Raw genomic sequence first — 24,580 nt, 5'->3', positions numbered from 1 at the left:
CTGGGTAACAATTGCACTAATATGGGGTTTAACTACGTAGTTTGCGATTAAGTATTAAACGGTCAAGCTTAGCCGAAGAACGGCTCATGGTGCTTTGGCAGCGCTTTAGCCATGTTCTGGCCAAGGGCACATCAACACTGAGTAGTAATAAACCCGCCAGCACCAAAAGCATTGAGCCAGGTATGATAAATAAGACGATGCCTGCAAGCAGCAACAATGCGCCAAGTCCGATACGTATTTGTTTCACGGTTTAAATATTCCTTTTTTCATCATTACTTTTTACGTCACAAGTACCGAAGTTGCAACAAACCACTTGTTACTGAGTATGAAGATTGTGCAAAAATGCAGGATATTAAATTATTTTTATCGGATAAGAGCTAATTAATTCGAAACACGTATTAGCTGTTATAGGCCCATGGGTTGTATAATACCGCGCAATTGATGAACCGTGAGAATAAAGAACATTATGGCACAACTTGAATTACCTGCTTTAAACGTTGAAACCGGCCCGCAATCTAATTATCAAGCTTATTTATCGGCTTTGAGGCGCAGCGAATTTAGTGGCGATATTGAGTTTAGTTATGCCAGCCGTTTAGCTGTTGCGACAGACAATTCCATTTATCAATCTCTTCCTCAGGCTGTTGTGTTGCCAAAATCAGTAGCTGATCTAAAAATTATCGGTGAACTTGCTAGCCAATATGCTGATGTCACGTTTAGCGCGAGAGGCGGTGGTACGGGCACAAACGGTCAGTCTTTAACATCGGGCATTATCGTTGATGTGTCGCGGCATATGAATCATATTCTGGAAATTAATCCGCAAGAACGCTGGGTGAAGGTACAAGCAGGTGTCGTTAAAGACCAATTAAACGATGCGTTGCGCCCTTATGGTTTATTTTTTGCGCCGGATTTGTCTACCAGTAACCGTGCCACTATTGGCGGTATGATCAGTACTGATGCGTCCGGTCAGGGATCATTGGTGTATGGTAAAACCAGTGATCACGTATTAGGGCTAACCTCTGTATTAGTCGACGGAACACTGCTGGAGTCATCCCCCATGAGCATGGAGGAAGCCAAGCAAGTCGCGAAAATCAACACCACCACAGGGCGTTTAGTTAGGCAAATTCTTGCAACCTGCGTTGATAAGCGGGAACAAATTCTGGCTAAATTCCCGCGCATGAATCGATTTTTAACCGGTTACGATTTAGAGCATGCGTTAAGTGATGATTTATCAATGGTTGATGTAAGCCGCGTAATTACCGGTTCTGAAGGCTCATTAGTCTTTGTGGCCGAAGCTAAGTTAAACGTGACGCCTATTTCCAAACATAAAGCCTTGGTAAATATTAAATACGATTCCTTTGAATCAGCACTTCGTCATGCGCCTCATATGGTGGCTGCGCAAGCAACGTCAGTTGAAACAGTTGATAGCAATGTATTGAATTTAGCCAAGCAAGATATTATCTGGCATCAGGTAAAGGATCTGATCACCGAGGTTGAAAACAAAGAAGTGCTTGGCTTAAACATGGTTGAGTACAACGGTGATTCTGATGATGAACTACAAGATAAAATTACCCAGCTCTGCAGTAAATTAGATGCCGCCCTGGATAACAATGAAGATGGGGTCATTGGCTATCAAATTACCTTTGATAGTGTCGATATCGGCAAAATCTATGCGATGCGTAAAAAGTCAGTTGGACTGTTAGGTAAAACCAAAGGCCGCAAAAAACCGTTAGCCTTTGTTGAAGATACCGGGGTACCGCCTGAAAACCTTGCTGACTTTATTATGGAATTTCGTGCTTTACTCGATGCTAGGCACCTCAACTACGGTATGTTTGGTCATGTAGACGCTGGGGTATTACACGTACGCCCAGCCCTTGATATGTGCGATCCTGAGCAAGAGAAAATGATCCCCGACATTTCCAATGAAGTGTCAGCCTTAGTCGCCAAGTATGGTGGTTTGTTGTGGGGAGAGCATGGCAAAGGTTATCGCAGCGAATATGCCCCGGCGTTTTTTGGTGAAGAACTCTATACAGAACTGCGAAAAATCAAAAGCGTGTTCGACCCGCATAATAAGATGAATCCAGGCAAAATATGCACGCCTTACGAAAGCACTGCTTCGTTAGTCAGCGTTGCTGGGGTTAAGCGCGGAGAGTTTGATAGGCAAATACCCATTGAAGTGCGTGATGCGTTCGAGCCCGCCATGAGTTGTAACGGTAACGGCTTGTGCTTTAACTATGACACCACATCACCTATGTGCCCATCGAGTAAAATAACGTCTGACAGGCGCCATAGCCCTAAGGGACGAGCGGGGGCTATGCGTGAATGGTTACGCCTACTGGCTAATCATAATGTGGATGTGAACGCCCTTGAGCGAAATGCCAAGAGCCAGAGCTGGTTTAAACGGCTCAATAATTCTATGGGTAAAGCCCAGTCGACTGATTTTTCTCACGAGGTATTGGAAGTGATGGACGGTTGTTTGGCCTGTAAGGCGTGCACCAGCCAATGCCCAGTGAGCGTAGATGTGCCAACATTTCGTGCACGCTTCTTGTCGCTCTATTATCAGCGTTATTTGCGTCCCGCTAAAGACTATTTGGTCGGCAATATTGAAGCGATGGCCCCCTTGATGGCTAAAGCGCCTAAAATGGTCAACTTCTTTTTGAAGCAAGGATGGATGAACAGCCTGATCAAGAAGTCAGTGGGGTATGTGGACACACCATTATTGTCGTCGCCTTCACTAAAAAAACAGCTTGCGGGTCATCAAGCCAGTCGTTTTGATTTAGGTACGCTACAAGCATTAAGTGGCAAAGAACGCGCTAAAAAAGTACTGATTGTACAAGACCCGTTTACCAGTTTTTATGAAGCTGATCTACTCAGTGATTTAGTGAAATTGGTGGAGTGCTTGGGTTACGAGCCCATATTGTTACCCTTTAAACCTAATGGTAAGCCTCAGCATGTTAAAGGCTTTTTGAAAGAGTTTGCTGCGACTGCCAAGGATAGTGCTGACTTTTTAAATAAAATCCTTCCGCTAGATATTCCTATGATTGGCGTCGATCCCTCTTTAGTGTTGTGTTACCGAGATGAATATAAAACAGTACTTGGTGATACCAGAGGGCACTTCGAGGTGAAACTGGTGCATGAATGGCTGGCGAATATTGAATTTCCAGATAAAGGTCAATTAACAGAGGTCGAATACGCCTTTTTCGGCCACTGCAGTGAAAAAACAGCACTACCGGAAAGCGAAAAGCATTGGCAGCAATTATTCCAGCGAATGGGGATGACGCTTACGCCCATTGCGGTAGGTTGCTGTGGTATGGCGGGTACGTTTGGTCATGAAGCGAGCCATCTAGATCAATCTAAAGGCATATATGCATTAAGTTGGGAAAAAGCGATAGCCCGCTTTAATAGCAAGCAAATTTTGGCAACTGGGTATTCTTGTCGTAGTCAGGTAGCACGAATTGAAGGGCATAAACCGAAACATCCGTTGCAGGCTATGCTGGCGCACTTGTCTTAAATCACGGGATGTAAAAAAGGGCGGGGAATACCCAGTATTCATTGCCTTGTTTATGCTGTTAACAAAAAATGAATAGGGGCTTTGTTAATACTGGTTTATAACTGAGATCTGAACTCTTAGATAAAAGCCAACGCGGCATTAAAATAGACACACGAAGCGAGTCGGCCGAAGCTAGCTAACGACAGTATTTTTCAACCTTTGGTAAAGCCAGCTGGGTTTGTAATACATCGCTTTGCTTTTTCGGTTCCACGGCCTATTAATTCTATTGTTGTCTAAGTACTCTAAGTACTAAAGCAGACTTAACCACCGTTAAAAAACTAAACTTTGGCCTAGGCTTGGTATGACGGCTCTGATGTTTTTATCGGTCCATAATTTTTGCGCTAAAGCCTCTTGAGCTCTGGGTTCACCGTGGACTAAAACAACTTTGGGTGAATTCTCAAAATGAGCAACCCATTCTATTAGTTCACTTTGCCCAGCATGGGCCGAAAAACCGCCAAGGGTTTCGATCTGTGCTTTAACCACATAATCATCGCCAAATAGTTTTAAGTGTTGTAAGCCGTCAACGAGTAGGCGTCCCAACGTGCCATTTGCTTGGTAACCACAAAAAATAATGCTGTTACGTGCATCCCAAATACGCTGTTTAAAATGGTGGCGTATTCGTCCTCCGGTACACATTCCGCTACCGGCAATAATCAGCGCGCCTTTTTTCATCTTATTAATCATCATGGATTCGTCTGGCGTCACTGATAAAAATAAGCGAGGGATGAAATCTTTTAATATGGACTGTGCATGGGGACTTGCTTGTTCAATTTCATCTCTATCTAGTGCGCTAAACCAATGGTCGTAAACCCTTGTGACTTCAATTGCCATAGGGCTGTCGAGAATAACCTGCCAGTTGTCTAATAAACCTTCTTGGTGTAGTTGACCCAAATAAAACAATATCTCTTGGGTACGCCCCACCGCAAAAGCTGGGATCATGATATTCCCGCCGCGTTCTTCTGTGTTGCGTAAAATCGTTTTAAGCTCAGATACCGTATTATCGATAGATTTATGATTGCGGTCACCGTAGGTGCTTTCCATCAAGACAATGTCGGCCTTAGTCAGTATGCTAGGGTCTTTCATCAATACTGCACTTTTGTTACCTAGGTCGCCGGAAAATACCAGTTTTTTCTGCTCGCCTCTTTCTTCAAAACTGAGTTCGACAATGGCTGAACCGAGAATATGGCCTGCATCATGAAGACAAACGGTTGCCTTGTCTGCTACGGTAAATCCCTTGTTGTAGCTTTGAGGTTCACACTGCGTTAGTACCTGCATAACATCTTCTTCAGAGTATTCTGGTTCAACTAAAGGCTTACCCTTACGAGCTAATCGGCGGTTCTCGCGCGCTAAATCTCCCATATAGATACTGACCGAATCTTTGAGCATCACCACCAATAATTCAGCCGTTTCTGACGTACAGTATATCGGTCCAGTAAAGCCGTCATGGACTAGTTTGGGTAACATACCACTATGGTCGAGGTGGGCATGAGATAGAATGACTGCGCCAATAGACGCGGGATTAAAAGGAAACCCTTTATCACCTATGCGCTCAATGGAGTTGCCTCCTTGATGCATACCACAATCAAGTAAAATTTTGCCGAAACTAGCTGACTCAATCAAGTGACAAGACCCCGTTACTTCTTGTGCCGCGCCCCAAAAATAAATAATAGCCATGGTGATCCCTTTTTAAATGAGAAAATTGTTTATATCGCCTATCTATAATGTAGCTCGCTTAACGGTAAATACTTTGTTTTGGATCTAGTTTCTGTGACTTTACTTATTGGGTGAATTTTGGCGTATGAATTTCGTTTAATCTAAACATTTTTTAATGGCAATGCTGATTAACAGGACTAGAGGGCTAATGCAGCCGAGCAGAAAAACGGCTGAAATAGGGCAGAAGCAACGCAGAAATGAGTTTCGTTAAAGGGAAGGCTACTTTTTTACACAGCCTGTACACACAGCCTGTACACATAGTCTGTATATACAGTCGACGGGTAAATTAACTCGAGTGCTCAATGACGAGGTATTAATTGGAGAACGAATCAGCTCGAGATAAATTAGAACTGACTAACAATATTCGAGCGTTTTTCCCTGCATACAATTAGTCTTTTTTCTCGCCGATGGCTTTGTCTTCACCTTTACAGATAGTATCGTAGCCGTCTCGATAGTAGCGTAAATTTACGCACGCTTCTTCGTAGTGCTTTTTAGCGGTTAGGGCTTGTTGTGGATATTGTTTGTTGTCCATCGTTTTTCGCCATTCTGTGCATTGCTGCTCTTGGCGCTTAACTTCAAGGATATCTTCACAGGGTTTTTGCTGATTAACGCAGCCTGTAAGACTGGTGACGATAAGTGTGCTTGCGATCAGTAACTGTATTCTCATGCTACCTCTACATATTTACCGAGATCACTTTTAAGTGATTCGAATTTTTGTTGGTGAGATTCAAGCATAACCATGTTTTTCAAATGACGATACATCTGTTTTAAGGTATTAATCGCACGGGTTTCTGGTTTTTTCATTTGCGCGATAAGTTTAAGATTACATTGCAATATATTAAGGGCGGTACCCGTATGCACTGGGGCAACTTTTTGTGCTTCAGCAAACGCGCCGTGAGCCTCTTGAAAACGCCCGCTGTTATAATGTTCTACCCCCAGTTTATTGAAGCTTTGATAAAGTCCTTTACGCTGAGCAACTTTTTCAACACTGCTTTTTAATGATAACAGGGTACTCTCATCCAAGCGTTTACCACTTGTTACCAGTTTTTGACTAAGGCGATCTGCGTCGTCATACTCGCCTAAATCTAACAGTACTTTGATAGAGTCCGGAGCAAAAGCGGTTGGATATTCTTCGAAACGGATTGCTATCTGCTGTTGGCACTCGCTCAATATGCGCTTTGCTTCCAATAAACGTCCGTCTAAAACACTGATACGTGCGGTCAAAATATTCTCATAAATACCGTAGTCAAAATCTTCATCAATTCTGGCTAACGCCTCGTCGTGGCGGTAGCGTGCAATAGCTGTCAGCATTTCGTGCTGATATTTGCTGCGAATATGTTTATCTGTACAGTTTTCGGCGGCGTCCAAAATACTTCGAAAGTAATTACATAAATGGGAAATATCGCGATGAATTGATTTCTTAGACTGCTCCCATACATCAAGACTGCGCAACTTGACCATCTCGTAGTTTTGATTTTGTCTGGCAATTTTGCAAGCCGCTAACTGGCGCTCAACGGAAAAAGGCGCAAGGGAGATTGCCTTTTCAATTGCTGTGAGTGCATCAGCGTAATTCAACTGTTTTACGTAACACTGGGCTAAAATATCGTATGCTTCAAACAGTAATGGATTACGCGAGAGTACATCTTTTGCAAGTGTAATAGCGTCGTCATATTGCTGAAGATACATCTCTGTTTTAGCCAGTGCAATGCTCACCCAAGGATGAGGGCTTTGCGCTAACAGCGGCGTCAACATGTGCTTAGCTTGTACGTACTCACCTGCTTTCCAGTAGAGTTCGGCGAGTAATCTACAACAGCTTTTGGTATAGCGAGTACCCGACATAATAGCTTGTCGACAAGCCGCTATCGCCCCTGAGGTGTCATTTTTTTGCATGGCATGATAGATGGAACTCAGCGTAATGCGTTTCTGATACGCTTTAGATAAGCGTAAATTGAGTTGTGCTTGGGAGAATGGCTTAATCAAATAGTCATCTGGCTGTTTTTCAACGCTGCCTAATACCATGGGGCGTTCAGAGTCTGCACTCACAACGGCAAATACCGTTTCTGGCTTAACGAGGTTTTTTTGTCTGGCTTCTTCTAAGAACTGATAACCGTTCTTTTTACCTGAGCCTAAGTGTAGGTCACAGATAATTATATCGAATTTTTCTTTTTTGCAGGCTGCGAGAGCTGAATCTGCATTTTGTACAGCCACGACGGACTGCGCACCCATATTGTTTATTACACCACGAAGTAATGTTAAAAAGGGTCGCTGGTCGTCTACGATCAATACGCGTTTGTCAGAATAATTCATGATCTATGTACCTTTAGTGTCCGTTACATAAGGTGCTTGAGTGCTGCGCTTGACGCAAAGTAATACCATAGTAAATTGCCGATGGTTAAAATATTAACCTTTTATGAGTACGTGTATAAGATACAGATAATTTGTAGACTTTAGTTATAGGATCTTATCCTTAAGTATAAGTTTTGTATTCGAATTGGCCTAAATGGTCACTTGGGTGTTACTGTGAAAAATGTGATCTGTGATAATTTAGTTAGGTGTTAAATTAGCTAAAATATTTTTAATTTTTATGGCAATCTCATTGGAAAACCCAATGATAAGAGAAGGTTAGGTGTTTGATTTTTGTATAGTTGGCGGCGGCATGATCGGTGCTGCAACCGCATTAGGTCTAGCTAAAAAAGGCTTTTCCATTGCGTTGATAGAGACGCATATGCCAAAAGAGTTTGAACCCAGCGATGAACCAGACATACGTGTATCAGCTATTAGTGTGACATCTCAAGCGTTACTCGAATCGCTTGGTGCATGGCAGTATATAGAGCAAATGCGCACCTGCAGTTATGCGCGTTTGTCGGTGTGGGAGCGACCAGATTGTCGCACTGATTTTGTAAGCGACGATATCAACACGCCGCGTCTTGGTTATATTATTGAGAATCGCGTATTACAATTAGGCTTGCATCAGGCACTAGCCGACTTTACTAATGTGACTTGGTTTTGTGATAGTCCGGTAAAAGAGATAGTACCTGGTGATAAACCGTTAGTGCACCTAACGGATAAGCGTGTGCTGAGCTGCCGTTGGTTGATTGGCGCAGATGGTTTGCGTTCACAGGTACGCGAAGCCGCATGTATCGGTACGCAAGGATGGCAATATAGCCAGCAAGCGTTTGCCATTCAGATTATTACCCATGCACCCCAACAAGACATTACTTGGCAACAATTCATACCAACTGGACCCGTCGCATTCCTTCCCATGTATGCGCAGTTTGCATCTTTGGTGTGGTACAACACGAGTGACAATATAAAGCGCTTAAAAACGTTACCGCCGGTCGCACTTAAGCAAGAAATAATAAAGGCGTTTCCGGAAGAATTGGTAGATTTTGATGTGTTAAAAACAGCACATTTCCCACTGATGCGAATTCACGCTAATCAATATGTGAAGGAGCATGCGGTACTGATTGGGGATGCTGCGCACGCTATTAATCCTTTAGCTGGGCAAGGCGTTAATCTAGGTTTTAAAGATGTAGCAGTACTACTCGAATGCATTGGTAACGAGCAGCCACAGGTTAAAGACTTGTTACGCTACGAATCTATCAGGCGCAAAGATAATTTACTGATGATGAGTGCTATGGATGTGATCTACGGTACTTTCAAACAGCGCAACCCACTATTTAAAGTCATACGAAATTTAGGGTTTAAACTCGCTAATCACGGCGGTGTTATTAAACATCAAGTGATGAAATACGCTATGGGTTTAAACTAATAGCGTTGATATTGAGCCCGCTAATATAAAAAATAGCCATATATTCGGTAACTTAGGAAAACTATAATGATAAAAAATCTGATCGTTCCATTCGCGTTAAGTGCACTGGTTTGTGCCTGTTCTGTGCAACAAGAACAAAGCTCGCTTTCAAAGCAGGACGTCACCGCCGAACAAATTGAAAATACTAAAAATGCAGTTAGTTTGCCGCAGAATCAAGTCGCGTTTGATGCATTAGTTGAACAAAAAACTATAGCGTTTATGCATTACGAACCGCTTCTTGCTACCGCTTTAGGAGTATCTGAATCGATAGCAGGAAAAGGCTATAACACTCGCTTTACTGATTTCTCGCCTACGGGAATGCGTAAATTTCAACAAGATATGAGTGATGCATCCCAAGCTGTGTCCAAAGCGAACAATGATGGTTTTTCTGTCGATGCAAAACGCCACCAACAGATAGTGACGGATATTTTGCGTTATTATACCGGGTTCTCTGAGTTTCATGGCGGTTACATTGATACGTGGGCTGGGCACTTACCGTATATTATTAATCAATTATCCGGCCCATTAATTGATGTGCCTAAAGTAATGCAAGTCCAGCAAACTGTGTCAACGCTGGCTCAAGCCCAAGATTATATTGCCCGTTTACAACACTTTGATTTTCTCGTCGCTGGTGTACTAGAAACATTCAACGGTGACAGATTGAACGGTGTGCAATTACCCCAAAAGCTATATCCTAAAACATTGGATTACTTCAGTAATTTCCTTGCTAGTCCGATTGAAGATCATGCGCTTGTCACGTCATTTTCAAAAAAATTAGCCCAGACCAACATGAGTGAAAAGCAACAAGGTCAGTTAGTTACCCAAGCCAAGCAAGCAATGGAAAATGTGGTTTACCCAGCCTATCAAACAGTCAAAAATACTTTGCAAGCTACCCAAGCAAATGCCCCTAAGGGTGACGGTGTGTGGGCACAACCCAACGGCGATGCTATGTATTTGCATGAAGTGCGTTATCTAGGTGATTCAAATATGACACCGGATGATATTCATCAGCTGGGTTTAGATGAAGTCACGCGTATCAGCAAAGAGATGGATAGCATTTTACGAGCCCAAGGCTACGAAGATGGTAGTGTGGGTGAGCGCATGGTTGAGCTAGCTGAACAACCAGAGTTTCTATATCAAGATAGCGACGAGGGCCGCGAGCGGTTACTAGAGGATTTAAACGGTCAAATCGCAACTGTAATGACGAAAACAGATATGTACTACGGTACATTGCCTAGTCAGAAGGTAGAAGTTAAACGCATTCCTAAAGTAACTGAAGCGGGGGAGGCAGGTGGTTATTATTCTCAGCCGTCATTAGATGGAGAACGCCCAGGTATTTTTTGGATAAACCTTAGAGATATGTCAGCGGTGCCGAGTTTCTCTTTAAAAACGCTTACCTATCATGAAGCTGTGCCTGGTCACCACTTTCAAATTGCCCTTAATATGGCCCAACATGATATTGGCTTGTTACGCCAAAACGCACCGTTCAATGCATACGTTGAAGGTTGGGCACTGTATTCTGAGTTGGTCGCCAAAGAAATGGGCATGTACGAGGGCGACCCCTTTGGTGATTTAGGACGCTTGCAGGCTGAATTGTATCGCGCGGTGCGTTTAGTGGTAGATACAGGCTTACACCGTAAGAAGTGGACCCGAGAAAAAGCAATTGAGTATTTCCACCAGACAACTGGTACAGGTATGACAGACGTAATTGCTGAAATTGAACGTTATATGGCATTACCAGGGCAAGCCCTCGGTTATAAATTGGGTATGTTGCAGTTTGTAGAACTTCGCCATATGGCCGAAAAGTCGCTTGGTAGTGAATTCGATCTTAAACGTTTTCATGATCTATTGCTTTTACCCGGTGCTCGCCCCATGTCAGTGGTGAGAAGCGACGTAAAACGCTGGATTGCTAATAACGGGATATAAGGTATGACTCGAAAAAGTTTTTATCGATTCACAACAAGGGGGCAGTTTTGACGGTTTTGATTATATTAGGTGTTTTATTGGTTGCCTTATTAGTCGTTGTACCTTTACTTGAGCGTTCAAGTTTTAGAATATCAGGCGAGCAAACAGCAAAAATGAGCCGCTGGATACTGCCTTTGTTGGTGGTAATGGTTGTGGTACAGCTGGTGATGCATTTCACTTCGAATTGAACACGCTTTGCTGGTGAACTCTAGCAAAGCTGTTGTTAAACAGATTGATTTAACAAATGGAAATACTATGTCATCAAAAATACTGTTTTTAGCCGGAAGTGCGCGCAAAGACTCAATGAATAAAAAATTGGCGAAAGTTGCCTATGAACTTGCTGTAGAGCAGGGCGCAAATGCTACCTTCGTTGATTTAAAAGACTACCCAATGCCGCTATATGACGGTGATGATGAAACTGCCAGCGGTTTACCTGAAAATGCTATTAAACTGAAAGCGCTATTTATTGAGCACTCTGGTTTGTTTATCGCATCTCCCGAATACAATAGTTCGTTTTCTGCATTACTAAAAAACACGCTAGATTGGATTTCACGGCCCCATACTGACAAAGAGCGTCCTTTATCTGCCTTTAGAGATAAAGTCGCAGGCTTGGCTGCTACATCGCCTGGGGCTCTAGGTGGATTACGCGGCTTAGTGGCTCTTCGAATGTTGCTTGGGAATATTCAGGTGATGGTATTACCAGAACAAATCGCTATCGGTGGTGGCATGACAGCGTTTGACGAGCAAGGTAACTTGATAGATGAGAAACAGCGTCAAGCCCTAGGGTTAATTGTTGCACGGCTTATTTCTGAAACATCAAATTAATCTAAGAGACTTGACTTTATAAATGCAAAAAAGCCGCTGACATCAGCGGCTTTTTTACAGAAACGAATTAACGAGACTTAGTGTAATAGAAGTCGCTATTTGTTTTGATCCCAAATACCTTTCTCACTTTCTCCCTGGATCTCGCAATCACCGGTTTGGTATTCAATTGTCTTACCACTTTTGTGCTTCTCAAAATAATCTTTGGAGATAGCGACAATTGTCGGCGTTAGCATGCCAATTGCGATGATATTAATGACCGTCATTAATCCTAACGCCATATCAGCTGCAGCCCAAACCTCAGGTAATGCAGCCATTGAACCCCATAAGATCATGGCCAGATAGCCAACGGTATAACACGTCCTACCGATCTTATTATCGAGTTTGAACATGTGTAAGTTACTTTCGCCGTAAGCGTAGTTGGCTACCACTGAGGTAAAAGCAAATAAACTTATTGCGGCCGCTACAAATTCAGTTCCTCCGCCAAAGTGACTGCTCATCGCGTTTTGAGTTAAACGAATGCCTTCCATTTGATCACTAGAAGACCCGCCTGCAAGCAAAATAACAAATGCTGTACAGGTACAAAGAATCATCGTATCGATAAACACCCCAAGCATTTGCACGTATCCCTGTGACACGGGGTGGTTTGGATTCGGCGTGGCGCTTGCCGCCGCATGAGGCACGCTACCAGAGCCTGCTTCGTTAGAATATAAACCGCGTTGCACACCGTTTTTAAACGCGGCTCCCAGCGCGCCAGCTCCAGCCTCTTGCAAGCCAAATGCCGATTTAAATATGTCTGCCAACATGGCGGGCACTAAATCGATATTCATCACGGTAATAAACAGAGTAACAGCGATATAGCCTACTGCCATAAAGGGTACAACCCATTCGGCAAATCGAGCAATTGCGCGTAAACCGCCGACTACGATCAGTGCAGCCAAAATAATAATAACCAGACCAGAATGTAGGGTAGGGATATCGTATGCAAATTTAAGGGCGTCAGTGATGGTGTTGGCTTGCACAGCGCTGAAGATAAAGCCGTACCCAAGAAAAAGGAACAGAGCAAATGTGATAGCTAGCCAGCGGTTATTTAGCCCTTGTTGAATATAGTAAGCTGGGCCGCCTCGATATTCGCCGTTATCATCGCGTACCTTATATAATTGGCCTAACACACTCTCAGCAAAACCCGTTGCCATTCCTAATAGTGCGATAACCCACATCCAGAATACGGCTCCTGCGCCCCCTAACGATATAGCTACAGCCACGCCCGCTAAGTTACCCGTGCCTACTCGAGCGGATAAACTCGTGCACAGCGCTTGAAAAGAACTAATACCTGCTTTATCGCTTTTATTACTGCCTTTCATTACGCCAAACATATGAGTGAAATGGCGTAGCTGAATAAAGTTAAGCTTAACGGTAAACCACACCCCGGCTATAATAAGCAGGTAAATTAGAACTTGGCCTTCACCCCACAATACATTATTAATAAAATTGACGATCTCAGAAATCAAAAGCTGGTCCGCAGTCTTTAAGGTTATTGAGCAAAGTGTGCCGTTTAATGGCATGTGTGTCTAGGTTGAAGCGAGGCTAAAAGGCAAATTTAAGAAAATTAACTGCCGAAACGAAAAAAGCCAGACTTTCGTCTGGCTTTTTAAGCATAAATGTGTGAAATACATCACTATATATGGCTGGGATAGCTGGATTCGAACCAACGAATGACGGGATCAAAACCCGTTGCCTTACCACTTGGCGATATCCCAATAAAACAGATATCAACAATCTATTCATTGAAAAAATGGCTGGGATAGCTGGATTCGAACCAACGAATGACGGGATCAAAACCCGTTGCCTTACCACTTGGCGATATCCCAAACATGGTGCGGAAGGAGAGACTCGAACTCTCACGCCGTGAAGCACTGGAACCTAAATCCAGCGTGTCTACCAATTCCACCACTCCCGCACATTTTTCTCCCCTGCTTCTCTAAACGTATTTAGTCAAACAGGAAATGGTGGCTACAGCGGGATTCGAACCTGCGACCCCATCATTATGAGTGATGTGCTCTAACCAACTGAGCTATGTAGCCATTCCTTCACTCCCTCTCGGAAGTGGCGCGTATTATGCTGATATGCCTTTTAGTCGTCAACCGTTTTTTTAAGATTAGATGATCGTTTGCTCGCATAATAAACAGTTGGTGCTAATTTAGCCTATGCGTGGCGAAAAAATAACATGCTTAGTTTGTTTTTTGCCCACATCATCTGTTTGTGGGCAAATACTGTTGTGCTTATTTTCACTTAAAGTTGATTTCTTCAGCCAAATTTAAGATTTGGATTCAAATTTAGACCCGTTTATTCAGATTAGATGTAAAAAAACACTGTTCGAAAGAATAAACTAGCTCTATTGATTAAAAGAAATCATCAAATTTTACGTTAGTTAATTATATTTACGTCATTTTCTATATTTTTACGCGTTGGGGAGTGATGAATAATGCGTTTGCTCAAAAGAGTTTGGTATTACCCGTAAAGTGGTTTTTTAAAATAACAGGGCTTTAAGTCTTACTGTTAGGCAACAACACGTATACCGATAGTAAAAAAGTAAAAACCATTTTCGTCAAAATTATCATTCGACTCTCGCCACAGCCATAAGCCCAGTGCGGGTATTTCATAGGTATAGCCACCATCTGAAGTAATGGCTGTCTTCCCTGTGACGCTCTCTAACGTGGCCAAAGCGCTTTTGGCTGGCAAGCTCAATATGGCTTCGCCCAAAAGTGTCACATCATATAGCTCGCTATATGCAAACTCAATGGATTCAACAAGTGCGGGTTGCCCCTTATATGAAATGTGTAAATCATTGCGAAAGAGTGCGTCGCTTGCTTGCTCCCGCTCCGGGTATTTTTTAATAGCTTTATAAGGCTGGTTTAATACGCTTAGCAAGGTATCTCTGGATGCGTGCAATTTAATTTGGTCGCACCCAATAAGGGGTTGTATATCAAAAGTAGGTTTCATGATGATTCTTTAATAGGTTAACAGGCCGGTTTTCCAAAGTGTAAAGTTTGAGGTTAAACCCGTAAAGATATTCATGTACGAAATATTAGTAGTAAAAGTGTGGTGGCAAAAGGTAAGTGTAAACAGACTGTAAAGTCGCTGTGCTTAACATCATTCTATCTACCACTGATGAGTCAATCAAAAGGCCGATAATGAATAACACCTTCCAAAACGTTAGCGAGTATAGGGCTTTTCAATTTCAGTTGCTTGACTGCTCCGCCACATGAGGGGCATACGTTAACTCTCAGGCGTTGCTTGCCTAAGATATTTAGTGTTGGACGCGATCATCAGCAAAGGCTTGTAAACGTACTTTTTCTAAATTTTGAGTGGTAAGTTCAACATTGGCATTGGTTAAAAACGCAGACATGATTTTCACCCCTTCAATTGACATAAGCTCAGCAGTATCGCGATCATAGTATTGGGCTACTCCGCTGTCATTCTCTTTCATTTCGATATTTGGATGGGGATCATAATATGGATTTTTCTTTGCCTGTTTATGAGGCGCAATATAACCTAATTCTTCATTCAGACTTTCTTGGATATCAGCGCGGCCAACAAAGGTTAGAAATAACTTTGCTGCAGCTTTGTGTTGCGCATTTTTAGGTATAACGAAAATTTCAATTGGTGTTTCTTCATGAAGAGGTATGTTTGGATCAATCTGTGGAAAGCGAAAAAAAGCAATGTCATCACTACGTTTCTTTGCAATATGCTGTTCAGCAAAGTTACCTAATAAGGTCATGCCAGCAATATCACGGTAAATATAAGGCAGGGCCTCTTGCCAGTTTTTATTGTTCATCGTCGGGATAAAATACCCTAAATCGATAAGTTGTTTCCATTTGTAGAATACGTTACGCACCCGCACATCAGTGTAAGGAATGTGACCTTTCATTACTTGCTGATGAAAGGCTAGGCCATTAATACGTAAATTAAGGTAGTCAAACCAGGAGGCAATTGGCCATAAACCTTTACCCCCCACAACAATTGGTGTTACACCTGAGGACTTTAATTTTTCACATACGGATATAAACTCTGCCCATGTTTGAGGGGCAGTGATATTGAGTTGAGAAAATAGTGATTTTTTGTAATAGAAGCCCCACTGATAGTACGAATAAGGTAAGCCATAAATATGATCATCTTGGCGAATGATGGCTTGTATACCTTTGGGAAAATATTTCTGCCAATGTTGGGCTTGCCACAGTTCATCGAGTGGCTCTAATAAGCCCTGAGCAGCGATTTGATTTAGTCGCAGCCCTGCTTGCCAATACAGCACATCTAATCCTTTGATTTGGGTTAACCATTGATGAATAGAGTGTTTGTAGTGTTTGTCGTTTTGCGATAGATAATTTATGTGTATATCTGGGTGTTGTTTCTCAAATTGTATAGCGAGATGCTCATAGGCCGAGCGTTGGCCTTTGCTCGCAACAAGCACAGCTACATTCAAGGTCTCTTCTGCACAGGTCTTAAGCGACAAGAAAATAGATGAGGCGAAAATGCTGATAAAAATTAATATACGCAATTCGTTTAAACCAAGGTTGTAGTGTCTTTATCAATTTGACCCGTTAAAAATCTGTAAATGGGAATAATAAAGTGCATAAGTAGTTCCGCAAGCATAGCCCACACACTATTTTTTTCATTAACTCTTTAGTCGTGAAACATCGGCTTACTACGAATGGGTGTTAGCTAAATCAGTAATATGTAATGAGGTAAATTAGGGGTATAAAAAAACAGAGCTAAGAAGCTCTGTTTTTTGCAAAATCATATTAAACCGTGAAGGTTAAACGTTGAAGCGGAAGTGAATTACATCACCGTCTTTTACGATATATTCTTTACCTTCAAGACGCCATTTACCTGCATCTTTTGCACCTTGCTCGCCATTGAATGCTACAAAGTTTTCATATCCAATCACTTCAGCTCGAATGAACCCTTTTTCGAAATCAGTATGGATGATGCCTGCTGTTTGTGGGGCAGTAGAACCAATAGGGAAGGTCCAAGCGCGCACTTCTTGTACACCAGCAGTGAAATACGTATTCAAATTTAGCAAATTGTAGCCGCTGCGAATGACGCGATTCAATCCCGGTTCTTCAATACCCATTTCGGCCATGAATTCCGCACGTTCGTCATCTTCTAGTTCACCTATTTCGGATTCCATTTCGGCGCACACCGCTACAACGACTGCGTCTTCATTTTCTGCGATGGCACGTACTTTATCTAAGTAAGGATTATTTTCAAAGCCGTCTTCATTTACGTTAGCAATGTACATAGTGGGTTTTAAGGTTAAAAAGTTCATGTAGCTAATGGCTTTTAACTCTTCCTTTTCAAGCTCCACGGCACGTAATAAAACGCCTTCGTCCAAATGAGGCTTAATTTTTTCAAGCACTTTTAATTCAAATTTAGCATCTGAATCGCCACCTTTGGCACGTTTTGCTACGCGTAAAAGGGCTTTTTCGGTCGTTTCCAAATCGGCTAGTGCCAATTCAGTATTGATAATATCGATATCATCTTGTGGGTCAATTTTACCCGCAACGTGAACAATATTGTCGTTGTCGAAACAGCGTACAACATGACCGATAGCATCAGTTTCACGAATATTAGCTAAAAATTTATTACCTAAACCTTCACCTTTAGATGCCCCTTCAACTAATCCTGCAATATCCACAAATTCCATTGTGGTAGGCAAAATCCGCTTTGGATTAACGATAGCAGCTAGCTTGTCTAAACGAGGATCGGGAACGGGTACAACACCTGTGTTCGGTTCGATCGTGCAAAACGGAAAGTTAGCGGCTTCGATACCGGCTTTGGTCAAAGCATTGAAAAGAGTTGATTTACCAACGTTTGGTAATCCCACTATGCCGCATTTAAAACCCATTTTTTGATCCTCTTAATCTTTAGTTTCAGCAGTAACTGCTGATGCTTATTCTGCTTTGAATGAATGGAGCCGATTCATGGCTTTTTTCATATCATCTTTAATTAGTATTTCGACACAACGGATCGCTTCATCTATGGCAGCGTCCATTTGTTCTTGTTCTTTTGCTGGGGCTTTGCCTAGAACGTATCCAGTCACCTTACCTTTGTGACCAGGATGGCCTATGCCCACACGCAAACGATAAAAATCTTTATTATTTCCCAAGCTTGAAACTATATCGCGAATACCATTTTGGCTTGAACTGCCGCCTAATTTAAATTTGGCGATACCAGGGGGTAAATCGAGTTCATCGTAAGCCACTAAAATAGATTCAGGGGGAATGCGATAGAATCCTGCTAATGCAGCAACCGCTTGACCACTATTATTCATATACGTGGTGGGAATGAGTAAACGTATATCTTGGCCATCAATCGTCATGCGACCAGTAAAACCAAAAAATTTACTTTGTAAGCTTAGGGTGCAATTGTGCAAACGGGCGAGGTTTTCAACTAACCACGTGCCAGCATTATGACGGGTGTTTTTATATTCGGGGCCTGGATTACCCAGGCCCACGATTAGTTGAATGTTAGACAATCAACTTATTCCGCAGTAGGAGCTTCTTCACCATCGGTGTCGGCTTCTTCTGATTCAACACTTGGACCTTTAGTCGTTTTAACTGTTACTACAGCTAAATCGTGATCTTCGCCTTTAGCAAGGTCAACTGAAGTAACGCCTTCAGGAAGAACAAGATCTGACAAGTGAAGAGTTTGACCAAGCTCAACTGCAGCAACGTCAACTTCAATGAATTCAGGTAAGTCAGCAGGCAAACAGCTGATTTCTACGTCAACCATGTGGTGCTCAGCGTGGCCACCCAATGTTTTAATAGATTCCGCTTTCTCTTCGTTTAAGAAGTGTAAAGGTACGTTTGTTTGAAGCGCTTGCTTAGCATCAACACGTAAGAAATCCAAGTGAGTTACACGAGGTTTAAACGGGTGACGTTGCATGTCTTTTATAACAGCTTCAACTTTTTTTCCGTCAATGTTCAACGTTAGAACGTGAGAGTAAAAAGCTTCAAATTCTTGCGCTTGGAAAACTTTGTTGTGAGACAAAGTTAAAGAAACGGCTTCTTTACCTAGGCCGTATAATACAGCTGGTACTTTGTCGTCGTGACGTAGGCGGCGGCTCGCACCTTTCCCTAAATCAGTACGGACTTCTGCGTCTAGTGTGAAAATTCCATCAGACATGGGGTAACTCCAATAAGTAAGTAATTAAGTGTAGATTTCTGCGACCAAAATCTACTATGTTCGCTAGATTGTCTCGCCAGTAAGGCCAGAAAACCTGCAGCCCTATAAAAAGGGCGGCGAATATTACCATTGGCATGGGTGGTTAACAAGAAAGATCTCCTTCGATTACCGACGCGTCTTACTCTGGTAATAAATTCCAATGTTCTGATATAGCGTTAGCTTGACTCTGTGCTTGAGCTAAGATGTAAAATTCTAAATTAAGATTACTCAAGGAACTGTACTTTTTGTTTGCTCTTGCTGCGTGTTAATGGCGCGTATGGGGTAAGGAATAACGATCCCTTCTTGGCGAAAACGCGCGTGCAAGGCTTTGATGAACGCGGATTTAATGAAAAACCGATTGAAATATTCTTCTGCTCGTAACATCACTGTAAAATTTATGCTCGAGCTATCAAAGGTATGAAAAACCACGAAGGTCTCGTAATCGTCAACTCCCCATTTGTGGCTACGTAATATTGCTCTAGCAACTTCGAGAGTCACTCGTTCTACGTGTTCTAAATCAGAATCGTAGTGCACCCCTACATCTACTGGAACAGACAGTTCTTTCTCTGGGTAATAGTAGTTAACAATTTTTGACTGGGATAGCATACTGTTTGGCATAACGATTATGTTGTTGGGAAGCATCTTTATCCAGGTTGAACGCCAACCAATTTTTTCTACAAAACCCTGTTCACCGGAATCAAGCTCAACAAAGTCGCCTACCCGAATAGGTTTATCGATGACAAGCTGTACCCCGGAGAAAAAATTCTCCAATGTTGGCTGCAACGCCAATGCTACTGCCAGCGATGTTATCCCGAGAGAGGCAACAATTGGCGTAATCGAAATTCCCAAAGTTCCCAGTATTACTAGTCCGCCTATGCCGATGATGAGTATTTTAGTGGTTCCTCTGATAATACTCTGGCTGGTACGAATTGCTTCGGATGTTTCGGCGTAACTACTGGCAAGATGACTGCAGAACCGCTCAGCAAATACCAAAAGCGCAATGATAATGCCAATTTGCGCAGCTTTATCGACTCCTATGGAAAACTGATCAGAAATTAAGGCGTATTTTACCAGCAGATATTGCAAGAGATAAAGATTGATGACGAGTATTAAAATATTCAAAGGTTTACTGAATGAGAGTAGTAAAATACTGCCCACATGGTGACCCTCATTGCGTTTTATCTTTTGTAATTGCACCAAAATAACGCTTTTAGTCAAGTACAGGGTCGTGACGCTTAGCGTGACTAAACCGGCTACAATCAGCCAAGAATAAGGAAACAGCTGCCATACGTTGTCCATAGGGACTCCGAGTTACCCAATCAATATATTACCCGCGCAAGTTACGTACCAAAAGAAATATTAAGTGATGGTAAGAGAAGGGAACCGTGTCAGAATGTCTTGGAGTGTGAATTTTTAGCAAAAAAAAGCCGCTAACTTAGCGGCTTTCGTCTATCAAAAAACGTTCAGATCGTTATGCTCAATATTCAAACATTGCCGAAATAGATTCTTCGTTGCTCACGCGGCGAATCGCTTCAGCCAACATATTTGATAAGGTCAGTTGCTTCACTTTATCAAGGGCTTTAATTTCAGGGCTAAGAGGGATGCTGTCAGTAATAATGATTTCATCGATAACAGAGTCACGAAGGTTTTGTGCCGCGTTACCCGAGAAAATTGCATGGGTAGCGTAAGCGTATACTTTTTTCGCGCCGTGGGCTTTTAACGCCTCAGCAGCTTTGGCAAGCGTTCCGCCAGTATCGATCATGTCATCAACTATGATGCAGTCACGGTCTTGTACGTCGCCTATAATATGCATAACCTGAGCAACGTTCGCTTTGGGACGACGTTTATCGATAATAGCTAAGTCCGTATCGTTAAGCAGTTTTGCCACGGCACGAGCACGCACAACGCCACCAATATCAGGAGACACAATAACAGGGTTTTCAATATTGCGGCGACGCATGTCATCAAGCAATATTGGAGTACCGAAAGCGTTATCTACTGGTACGTCGAAGAAACCTTGAATTTGTTCAGCGTGTAAATCGATTGTCAAAACACGGTCAACCCCGACGTTTGATAAGAAATCTGCAACCACTTTAGCCGTGATAGGAACACGAGCAGAACGTACGCGACGATCTTGACGGGCATAACCGAAATACGGAATAACAGCAGTAATACGACCTGCAGATGCACGACGAAATGCATCAATCATTACGATCAATTCCATTAAGTTATCATTAGTAGGAGCACAAGTGGATTGAATAATAAATACGTCTGAGCCGCGCACATTTTCATGAATTTCTACGCTGATCTCCCCGTCGCTAAAGCGCCCGACACTGGCGTGGCCAAGTTTGGTATACAGCCTGTCGGCTACTTTCTGTGCAAGTTCAGGTACTGCATTTCCAGCGAAAAGCTTCATGTCTGGCACGTTAAATTCCTCAGTGCGTAAAAGTGAAAATGGCTGGGATAGCTGGATTCGAACCAACGAATGACGGGATCAAAACCCGTTGCCTTACCACTTGGCGATATCCCAAAAATACTGCGTATTGCTATAACCTTTCGCCGCGTAATCACGCGTCTTACATGTGCTAACAAATGCTACCGAGATGTGCTAATTTTTCATGCACAGGAGAGACATTGACTCCCTTGGCAACAAAACCTGAACAACCTAGCGGCAAGTTAGCAAGCACATTTTTAGCTTCTTGGTTACTGGTAAAGACCGAAAATAAACAAGCACCTGTGCCTGTCATTCTTGACGGCGCGTATTCTAACAACCAGCGTAATGTATTTGCAACATTCTCAAAGCGATTACAGACTAATTGTTGACAGTCATTGTGTGTACGGTCAAATTCATACTCTTGCCAAGAAATAAGCGGTGTGTTTCTAGGCAGATCAGGATCTGTGAATATCTCAGCAGTAGATACATGACATTCAGGGAAAACCACTAAATAGTACTGTTGCGTCAAATTGACTGGGGTCAATTGTTCACCAACCCCCTCAGCAAAAGCTGTACATCCCCTAACAAAAACGGGCACATCAGCACCCAAATCTAAACCTAGTTTAGCTAATTCTGTCAGGCTTAGGTTACATTTCCACAGATAATTTAAGACAATTAGTGTGGTAGCTGCATTCGATGAACCTCCACCGATGCCGCCGCCCATAGGTAAGTTTTTGCGTAATCGAATTTCGCAACCCTGATTTTTACCAGTATGTTTTTGCAGTAATCGAGCTGCTCTTACAATCAAATTTTGTTCATTGGGTACGCCATCGATTGGCGTTAACAAAGCAATATTAGGGTGCTCGGTAACATTAAAGGCCAGCTCATCGCCTTTATCTAATAACTGAAATAAGCTTTGTAAGCGATGGTATCCGTTTGGATAGCGACCGTTGATATGCAAAAAAAGATTAAGTTTAGCGGGGCTTGGCCACCAATCTATTGTTTGGTCCATTGATTTACTCTAATCAGTATTTGATTCCCAAGGGTGGGGTTATCTAAGGTAATATTATGTGGTAACCAAACATCGCCAAGTTGGCGATAATCACTATAGCTAATCAACCAGCCAGTGCAATTATCACAATGAGGAATAAGCTGACTCACGACGCCGCTTTGTGCATATATGGCTTGATCTGTGGGTCCTGCTTGGCCTTTAATCCAAAATGGAAACTGAGACACCGGAATTTGCCAACCAGTAATACGCCAAATTAAGTGGCTTGCGTCGGTATCTTGATAATGCTCATCATCAGCATCTAGCTCCACTGAATGGTTATCGCCGTGCATGGACAAGATATTAATGCCCAACATGGTATTAAGCGAAAGATGATAACTGTCTTCAATTTGCTGCCAATTCAAATTGGCACTAAATTTTTCGTCGGTGCTTTTAAACGCCATGCGGCCTTTGAGTTTCCACTGCTGAATTTGACCCAATTTGACTTGGTGAGCTTTGCTATTAACCTGAATATTACTAGGCGTCCGAGTGGCGCAAGCATTAAGTAGGATCGTAATGAGAATAAGTAATACAAAATGTAAATTTGAAGGGACGCTCACAGGCACCATACTCATAAAATGAAAGTCGCTATAGGAACATAGATGGCAGGGTGCTTTCAATAGTTTTACCTTTTGCGTACAATGCGCCCAGATCTGGCCTTAACACTGTTTAATGAAAAAGCTGTAATCCGCATGACCTTAATTGCCTTCGGGATTAACCACAAAACTGCGCCAGTAGAATTGCGCGAAAAAGTCGCGTTTTCCCCGGACTCCATGGTTGAAGCCCTAAAATCTTTGGCTCAACTGACAGGCGCTTATGAATCTGTGATTGTATCTACATGCAATCGAACAGAGATATACGCGCAAGCTAAAAATTTGACCAGGGACCATTTGAGTCAATGGCTGGCGAAATTTCATAACGCCGATGCTGACGAGTTAGCCGCAAACAGTTATGTGCATCATCAACAAGACGCAGTCAAACATATTATGCGCGTCGCCAGCGGTTTAGATTCATTAATACTCGGTGAGCCGCAAATTTTGGGGCAAGTAAAACAAGCGTTTATTAGTGCCAAAGATTCTGGGGTGATAAAAAGTGAATTTGAACGCTTGTTTCAGCAGACATTTTCAGTGGCAAAACGGGTACGCAGTGAAACTGAAATAGGCTCCAACGCAGTATCTGTCGCTTACGCATCTGTACAGCTGGCCAAACATATCTTTTCATCACTGAAGAAAAGCAATGTACTGCTAATTGGCGCAGGTGAAACCATTGAACTTGTGGCGAAGCACTTGCACGATCAAGGCGTGGAAAAGCTCAGCGTGGCGAATCGAACACTTGCCAGAGCTGAAGCCATTGCTAAACCTTTAGGCGCCACCACGTTAACCTTGACGCAAATTCCACATCACTTAAAAGATGCAGATATAGTGATCAGTTCTACTGCTAGCCAATTACCTATACTGGGCAAAGGGTTAGTTGAACGAGCCTTGAAAGACAGACGTCACAAGCCAATGTTTTTGGTAGATTTAGCGGTACCGCGCGATATCGAGGCGGAAGTGGGCGATCTAGACGATGCCTATCTATATACGGTGGATGATTTACAGCAAATTGTTGAGAAAAATATTGAGTCTCGCCAACACGCTGCTTTGCAAGCGGAGCAGATGATTGATGAACAAGCCTTACAATATTTGCAATGGTGCCAAGGTCAGTCTTCGATTGATGTACTGCGTGATTTTCGCCAACAAAGTGAAACCCAACGAGACACGTTAATATCTAGAGCGCTAAATCAATTAGCGGACGGCAAAGAAGCCGAACAAGTAATTAAAGAATTGGCGAATAAATTGACGAATTCGTTGATCCACGCGCCAACCAAAGCTTTAAAGCAAGCTGCAATGCAGCAAGATAATAAAAATATGAGTCTGTTGATGGATGCGTTAGGGTTAGCGCGCGCGAACGACTCGTCGAAGTAACTTCATTTACACCTTTTTTGATCGGTGCGAACCGGCGGGTTGCGAACCG

At 42.7% G+C, this 24,580-nt stretch carries 20 protein-coding genes and 5 tRNA genes; 6 read left to right on the top strand and 19 right to left on the bottom strand.

Translation table 11 applies throughout. The features are described from left to right. Window positions 1-28: 28 nt before the first annotated feature. Complete coding sequence (locus GQR89_RS12520) at window positions 29-247, bottom strand: PGPGW domain-containing protein (RefSeq protein WP_158770351.1); 219 nt, start codon at window positions 245-247, stop codon at window positions 29-31. A gap of 219 nt (window positions 248-466) precedes the next feature. On the opposite strand from GQR89_RS12520, the gene GQR89_RS12515 reads away from it, so the two are divergent. After that, complete coding sequence (locus tag GQR89_RS12515) at window positions 467-3,508, top strand: FAD-binding and (Fe-S)-binding domain-containing protein (RefSeq protein WP_158770350.1); 3,042 nt, start codon at window positions 467-469, stop codon at window positions 3,506-3,508. Between the two features lie 309 nt (window positions 3,509-3,817). On the opposite strand, the gene GQR89_RS12510 is transcribed toward GQR89_RS12515, so the two are convergent. The 3 genes from GQR89_RS12510 to GQR89_RS12500 all read right to left on the bottom strand — a co-directional run bounded on the left by GQR89_RS12510 (window position 3,818) and on the right by GQR89_RS12500 (window position 7,567). Beyond that, window positions 3,818-5,221 (bottom strand): MBL fold metallo-hydrolase RNA specificity domain-containing protein, encoded by a 1,404-nt coding sequence (locus GQR89_RS12510; protein ID WP_158770349.1) that lies wholly within the window; start codon window positions 5,219-5,221, stop codon window positions 3,818-3,820. Window positions 5,222-5,648: 427 nt separating this feature from the next. Next, a complete protein-coding gene (locus tag GQR89_RS12505) occupies window positions 5,649-5,927 on the bottom strand; it encodes a hypothetical protein (protein ID WP_158770348.1) in 279 nt (92 codons plus the stop codon). Further along, window positions 5,924-7,567: a response regulator gene (locus GQR89_RS12500; protein WP_158770347.1), complete on the bottom strand. Its 1,644-nt coding sequence runs from the start codon at window positions 7,565-7,567 to the stop codon at window positions 5,924-5,926. Before GQR89_RS12500 ends, GQR89_RS12505 begins: the two co-directional genes overlap by 4 nt. A gap of 319 nt (window positions 7,568-7,886) precedes the next feature. On the opposite strand from GQR89_RS12500, the gene GQR89_RS12495 reads away from it, so the two are divergent. The 4 genes from GQR89_RS12495 (at window position 7,887) to GQR89_RS12480 (ending at window position 11,861) form a co-directional block, all read left to right on the top strand. Next, window positions 7,887-9,032: an FAD-dependent oxidoreductase gene (locus tag GQR89_RS12495; RefSeq protein ID WP_158770346.1), complete on the top strand. Its 1,146-nt coding sequence runs from the start codon at window positions 7,887-7,889 to the stop codon at window positions 9,030-9,032. Window positions 9,033-9,098: 66 nt separating this feature from the next. Next, the gene (locus GQR89_RS12490) at window positions 9,099-10,997 is read left to right on the top strand and encodes a DUF885 family protein (protein ID WP_158770345.1); all 1,899 of its coding nucleotides are present in this window, start codon (window positions 9,099-9,101) and stop codon (window positions 10,995-10,997) included. Between the two features lie 47 nt (window positions 10,998-11,044). Next, on the top strand, window positions 11,045-11,224 hold the full coding sequence (locus tag GQR89_RS12485; RefSeq protein ID WP_158770344.1) for a hypothetical protein: 180 nt from the start codon (window positions 11,045-11,047) through the stop codon (window positions 11,222-11,224). Window positions 11,225-11,291: 67 nt separating this feature from the next. After that, window positions 11,292-11,861: an NADPH-dependent FMN reductase gene (locus GQR89_RS12480; RefSeq protein ID WP_158770343.1), complete on the top strand. Its 570-nt coding sequence runs from the start codon at window positions 11,292-11,294 to the stop codon at window positions 11,859-11,861. A 95-nt stretch (window positions 11,862-11,956) separates the two neighbouring features. On the opposite strand, the gene GQR89_RS12475 is transcribed toward GQR89_RS12480, so the two are convergent. The 15 genes from GQR89_RS12475 to lolB all read right to left on the bottom strand — a co-directional run bounded on the left by GQR89_RS12475 (window position 11,957) and on the right by lolB (window position 23,187). Next, the gene (locus tag GQR89_RS12475; protein ID WP_158770342.1) at window positions 11,957-13,369 is read right to left on the bottom strand and encodes a sodium:alanine symporter family protein; all 1,413 of its coding nucleotides are present in this window, start codon (window positions 13,367-13,369) and stop codon (window positions 11,957-11,959) included. 174 nt (window positions 13,370-13,543) lie between these two features. Next, window positions 13,544-13,618 (bottom strand) — tRNA-Gln (locus GQR89_RS12470). Between the two features lie 36 nt (window positions 13,619-13,654). Beyond that, window positions 13,655-13,729 (bottom strand) — tRNA-Gln (locus GQR89_RS12465). A gap of 4 nt (window positions 13,730-13,733) precedes the next feature. Further along, window positions 13,734-13,818: transfer RNA gene (locus tag GQR89_RS12460), tRNA-Leu, on the bottom strand. A gap of 47 nt (window positions 13,819-13,865) precedes the next feature. Further along, window positions 13,866-13,942: transfer RNA gene (locus tag GQR89_RS12455), tRNA-Met, on the bottom strand. A 475-nt stretch (window positions 13,943-14,417) separates the two neighbouring features. Continuing rightward, entirely contained in the window at window positions 14,418-14,861 is a 444-nt protein-coding gene (locus GQR89_RS12450; RefSeq protein ID WP_158770341.1) for a hypothetical protein, read from the bottom strand. Window positions 14,862-15,168: 307 nt separating this feature from the next. Continuing rightward, window positions 15,169-16,416 carry an ABC transporter substrate-binding protein gene (locus GQR89_RS12445; protein ID WP_233268958.1) on the bottom strand — a complete coding sequence of 416 codons (1,248 nt, stop codon included), beginning with the start codon at window positions 16,414-16,416 and terminating at the stop codon, window positions 15,169-15,171. 258 nt (window positions 16,417-16,674) lie between these two features. Continuing rightward, the gene (ychF, locus tag GQR89_RS12440; protein ID WP_158770340.1) at window positions 16,675-17,766 is read right to left on the bottom strand and encodes a redox-regulated ATPase YchF; all 1,092 of its coding nucleotides are present in this window, start codon (window positions 17,764-17,766) and stop codon (window positions 16,675-16,677) included. 45 nt (window positions 17,767-17,811) lie between these two features. Next, window positions 17,812-18,396, bottom strand: coding sequence for an aminoacyl-tRNA hydrolase (gene pth, locus GQR89_RS12435; RefSeq protein ID WP_158770339.1), 585 nt, complete (start codon window positions 18,394-18,396; stop codon window positions 17,812-17,814). A 5-nt stretch (window positions 18,397-18,401) separates the two neighbouring features. Continuing rightward, window positions 18,402-19,046 (bottom strand): 50S ribosomal protein L25/general stress protein Ctc, encoded by a 645-nt coding sequence (locus GQR89_RS12430; RefSeq protein WP_158770338.1) that lies wholly within the window; start codon window positions 19,044-19,046, stop codon window positions 18,402-18,404. A gap of 267 nt (window positions 19,047-19,313) precedes the next feature. Beyond that, entirely contained in the window at window positions 19,314-20,384 is a 1,071-nt protein-coding gene (locus tag GQR89_RS12425; RefSeq protein WP_158770337.1) for a mechanosensitive ion channel family protein, read from the bottom strand. A gap of 178 nt (window positions 20,385-20,562) precedes the next feature. Beyond that, window positions 20,563-21,510: a ribose-phosphate pyrophosphokinase gene (locus tag GQR89_RS12420; RefSeq protein WP_158770336.1), complete on the bottom strand. Its 948-nt coding sequence runs from the start codon at window positions 21,508-21,510 to the stop codon at window positions 20,563-20,565. Between the two features lie 30 nt (window positions 21,511-21,540). After that, window positions 21,541-21,615: transfer RNA gene (locus tag GQR89_RS12415), tRNA-Gln, on the bottom strand. A gap of 55 nt (window positions 21,616-21,670) precedes the next feature. Next, window positions 21,671-22,531, bottom strand: a complete 861-nt coding sequence (gene ispE, locus GQR89_RS12410) for a 4-(cytidine 5'-diphospho)-2-C-methyl-D-erythritol kinase (RefSeq protein ID WP_158770335.1) — start codon at window positions 22,529-22,531, stop codon at window positions 21,671-21,673. After that, on the bottom strand, window positions 22,516-23,187 hold the full coding sequence (gene lolB, locus GQR89_RS12405; RefSeq protein ID WP_233268957.1) for a lipoprotein insertase outer membrane protein LolB: 672 nt from the start codon (window positions 23,185-23,187) through the stop codon (window positions 22,516-22,518). The genes ispE and lolB overlap by 16 nt, the downstream gene beginning before the upstream one ends. 72 nt (window positions 23,188-23,259) lie before the next feature. Between lolB and hemA the strand changes: the two genes are divergently transcribed. Next, on the top strand, window positions 23,260-24,531 hold the full coding sequence (hemA, locus tag GQR89_RS12400) for a glutamyl-tRNA reductase (RefSeq protein ID WP_158772253.1): 1,272 nt from the start codon (window positions 23,260-23,262) through the stop codon (window positions 24,529-24,531). Window positions 24,532-24,580: the final 49 nt, after the last annotated feature.

The organism is Paraglaciecola sp. L1A13, from assembly GCF_009796745.1.
In the GTDB taxonomy this organism is placed as follows: domain Bacteria; phylum Pseudomonadota; class Gammaproteobacteria; order Enterobacterales; family Alteromonadaceae; genus Paraglaciecola.
Note: the sequence above shows the minus strand (reverse complement) of the source record. Positions and strands in the feature narration are given on the sequence as shown.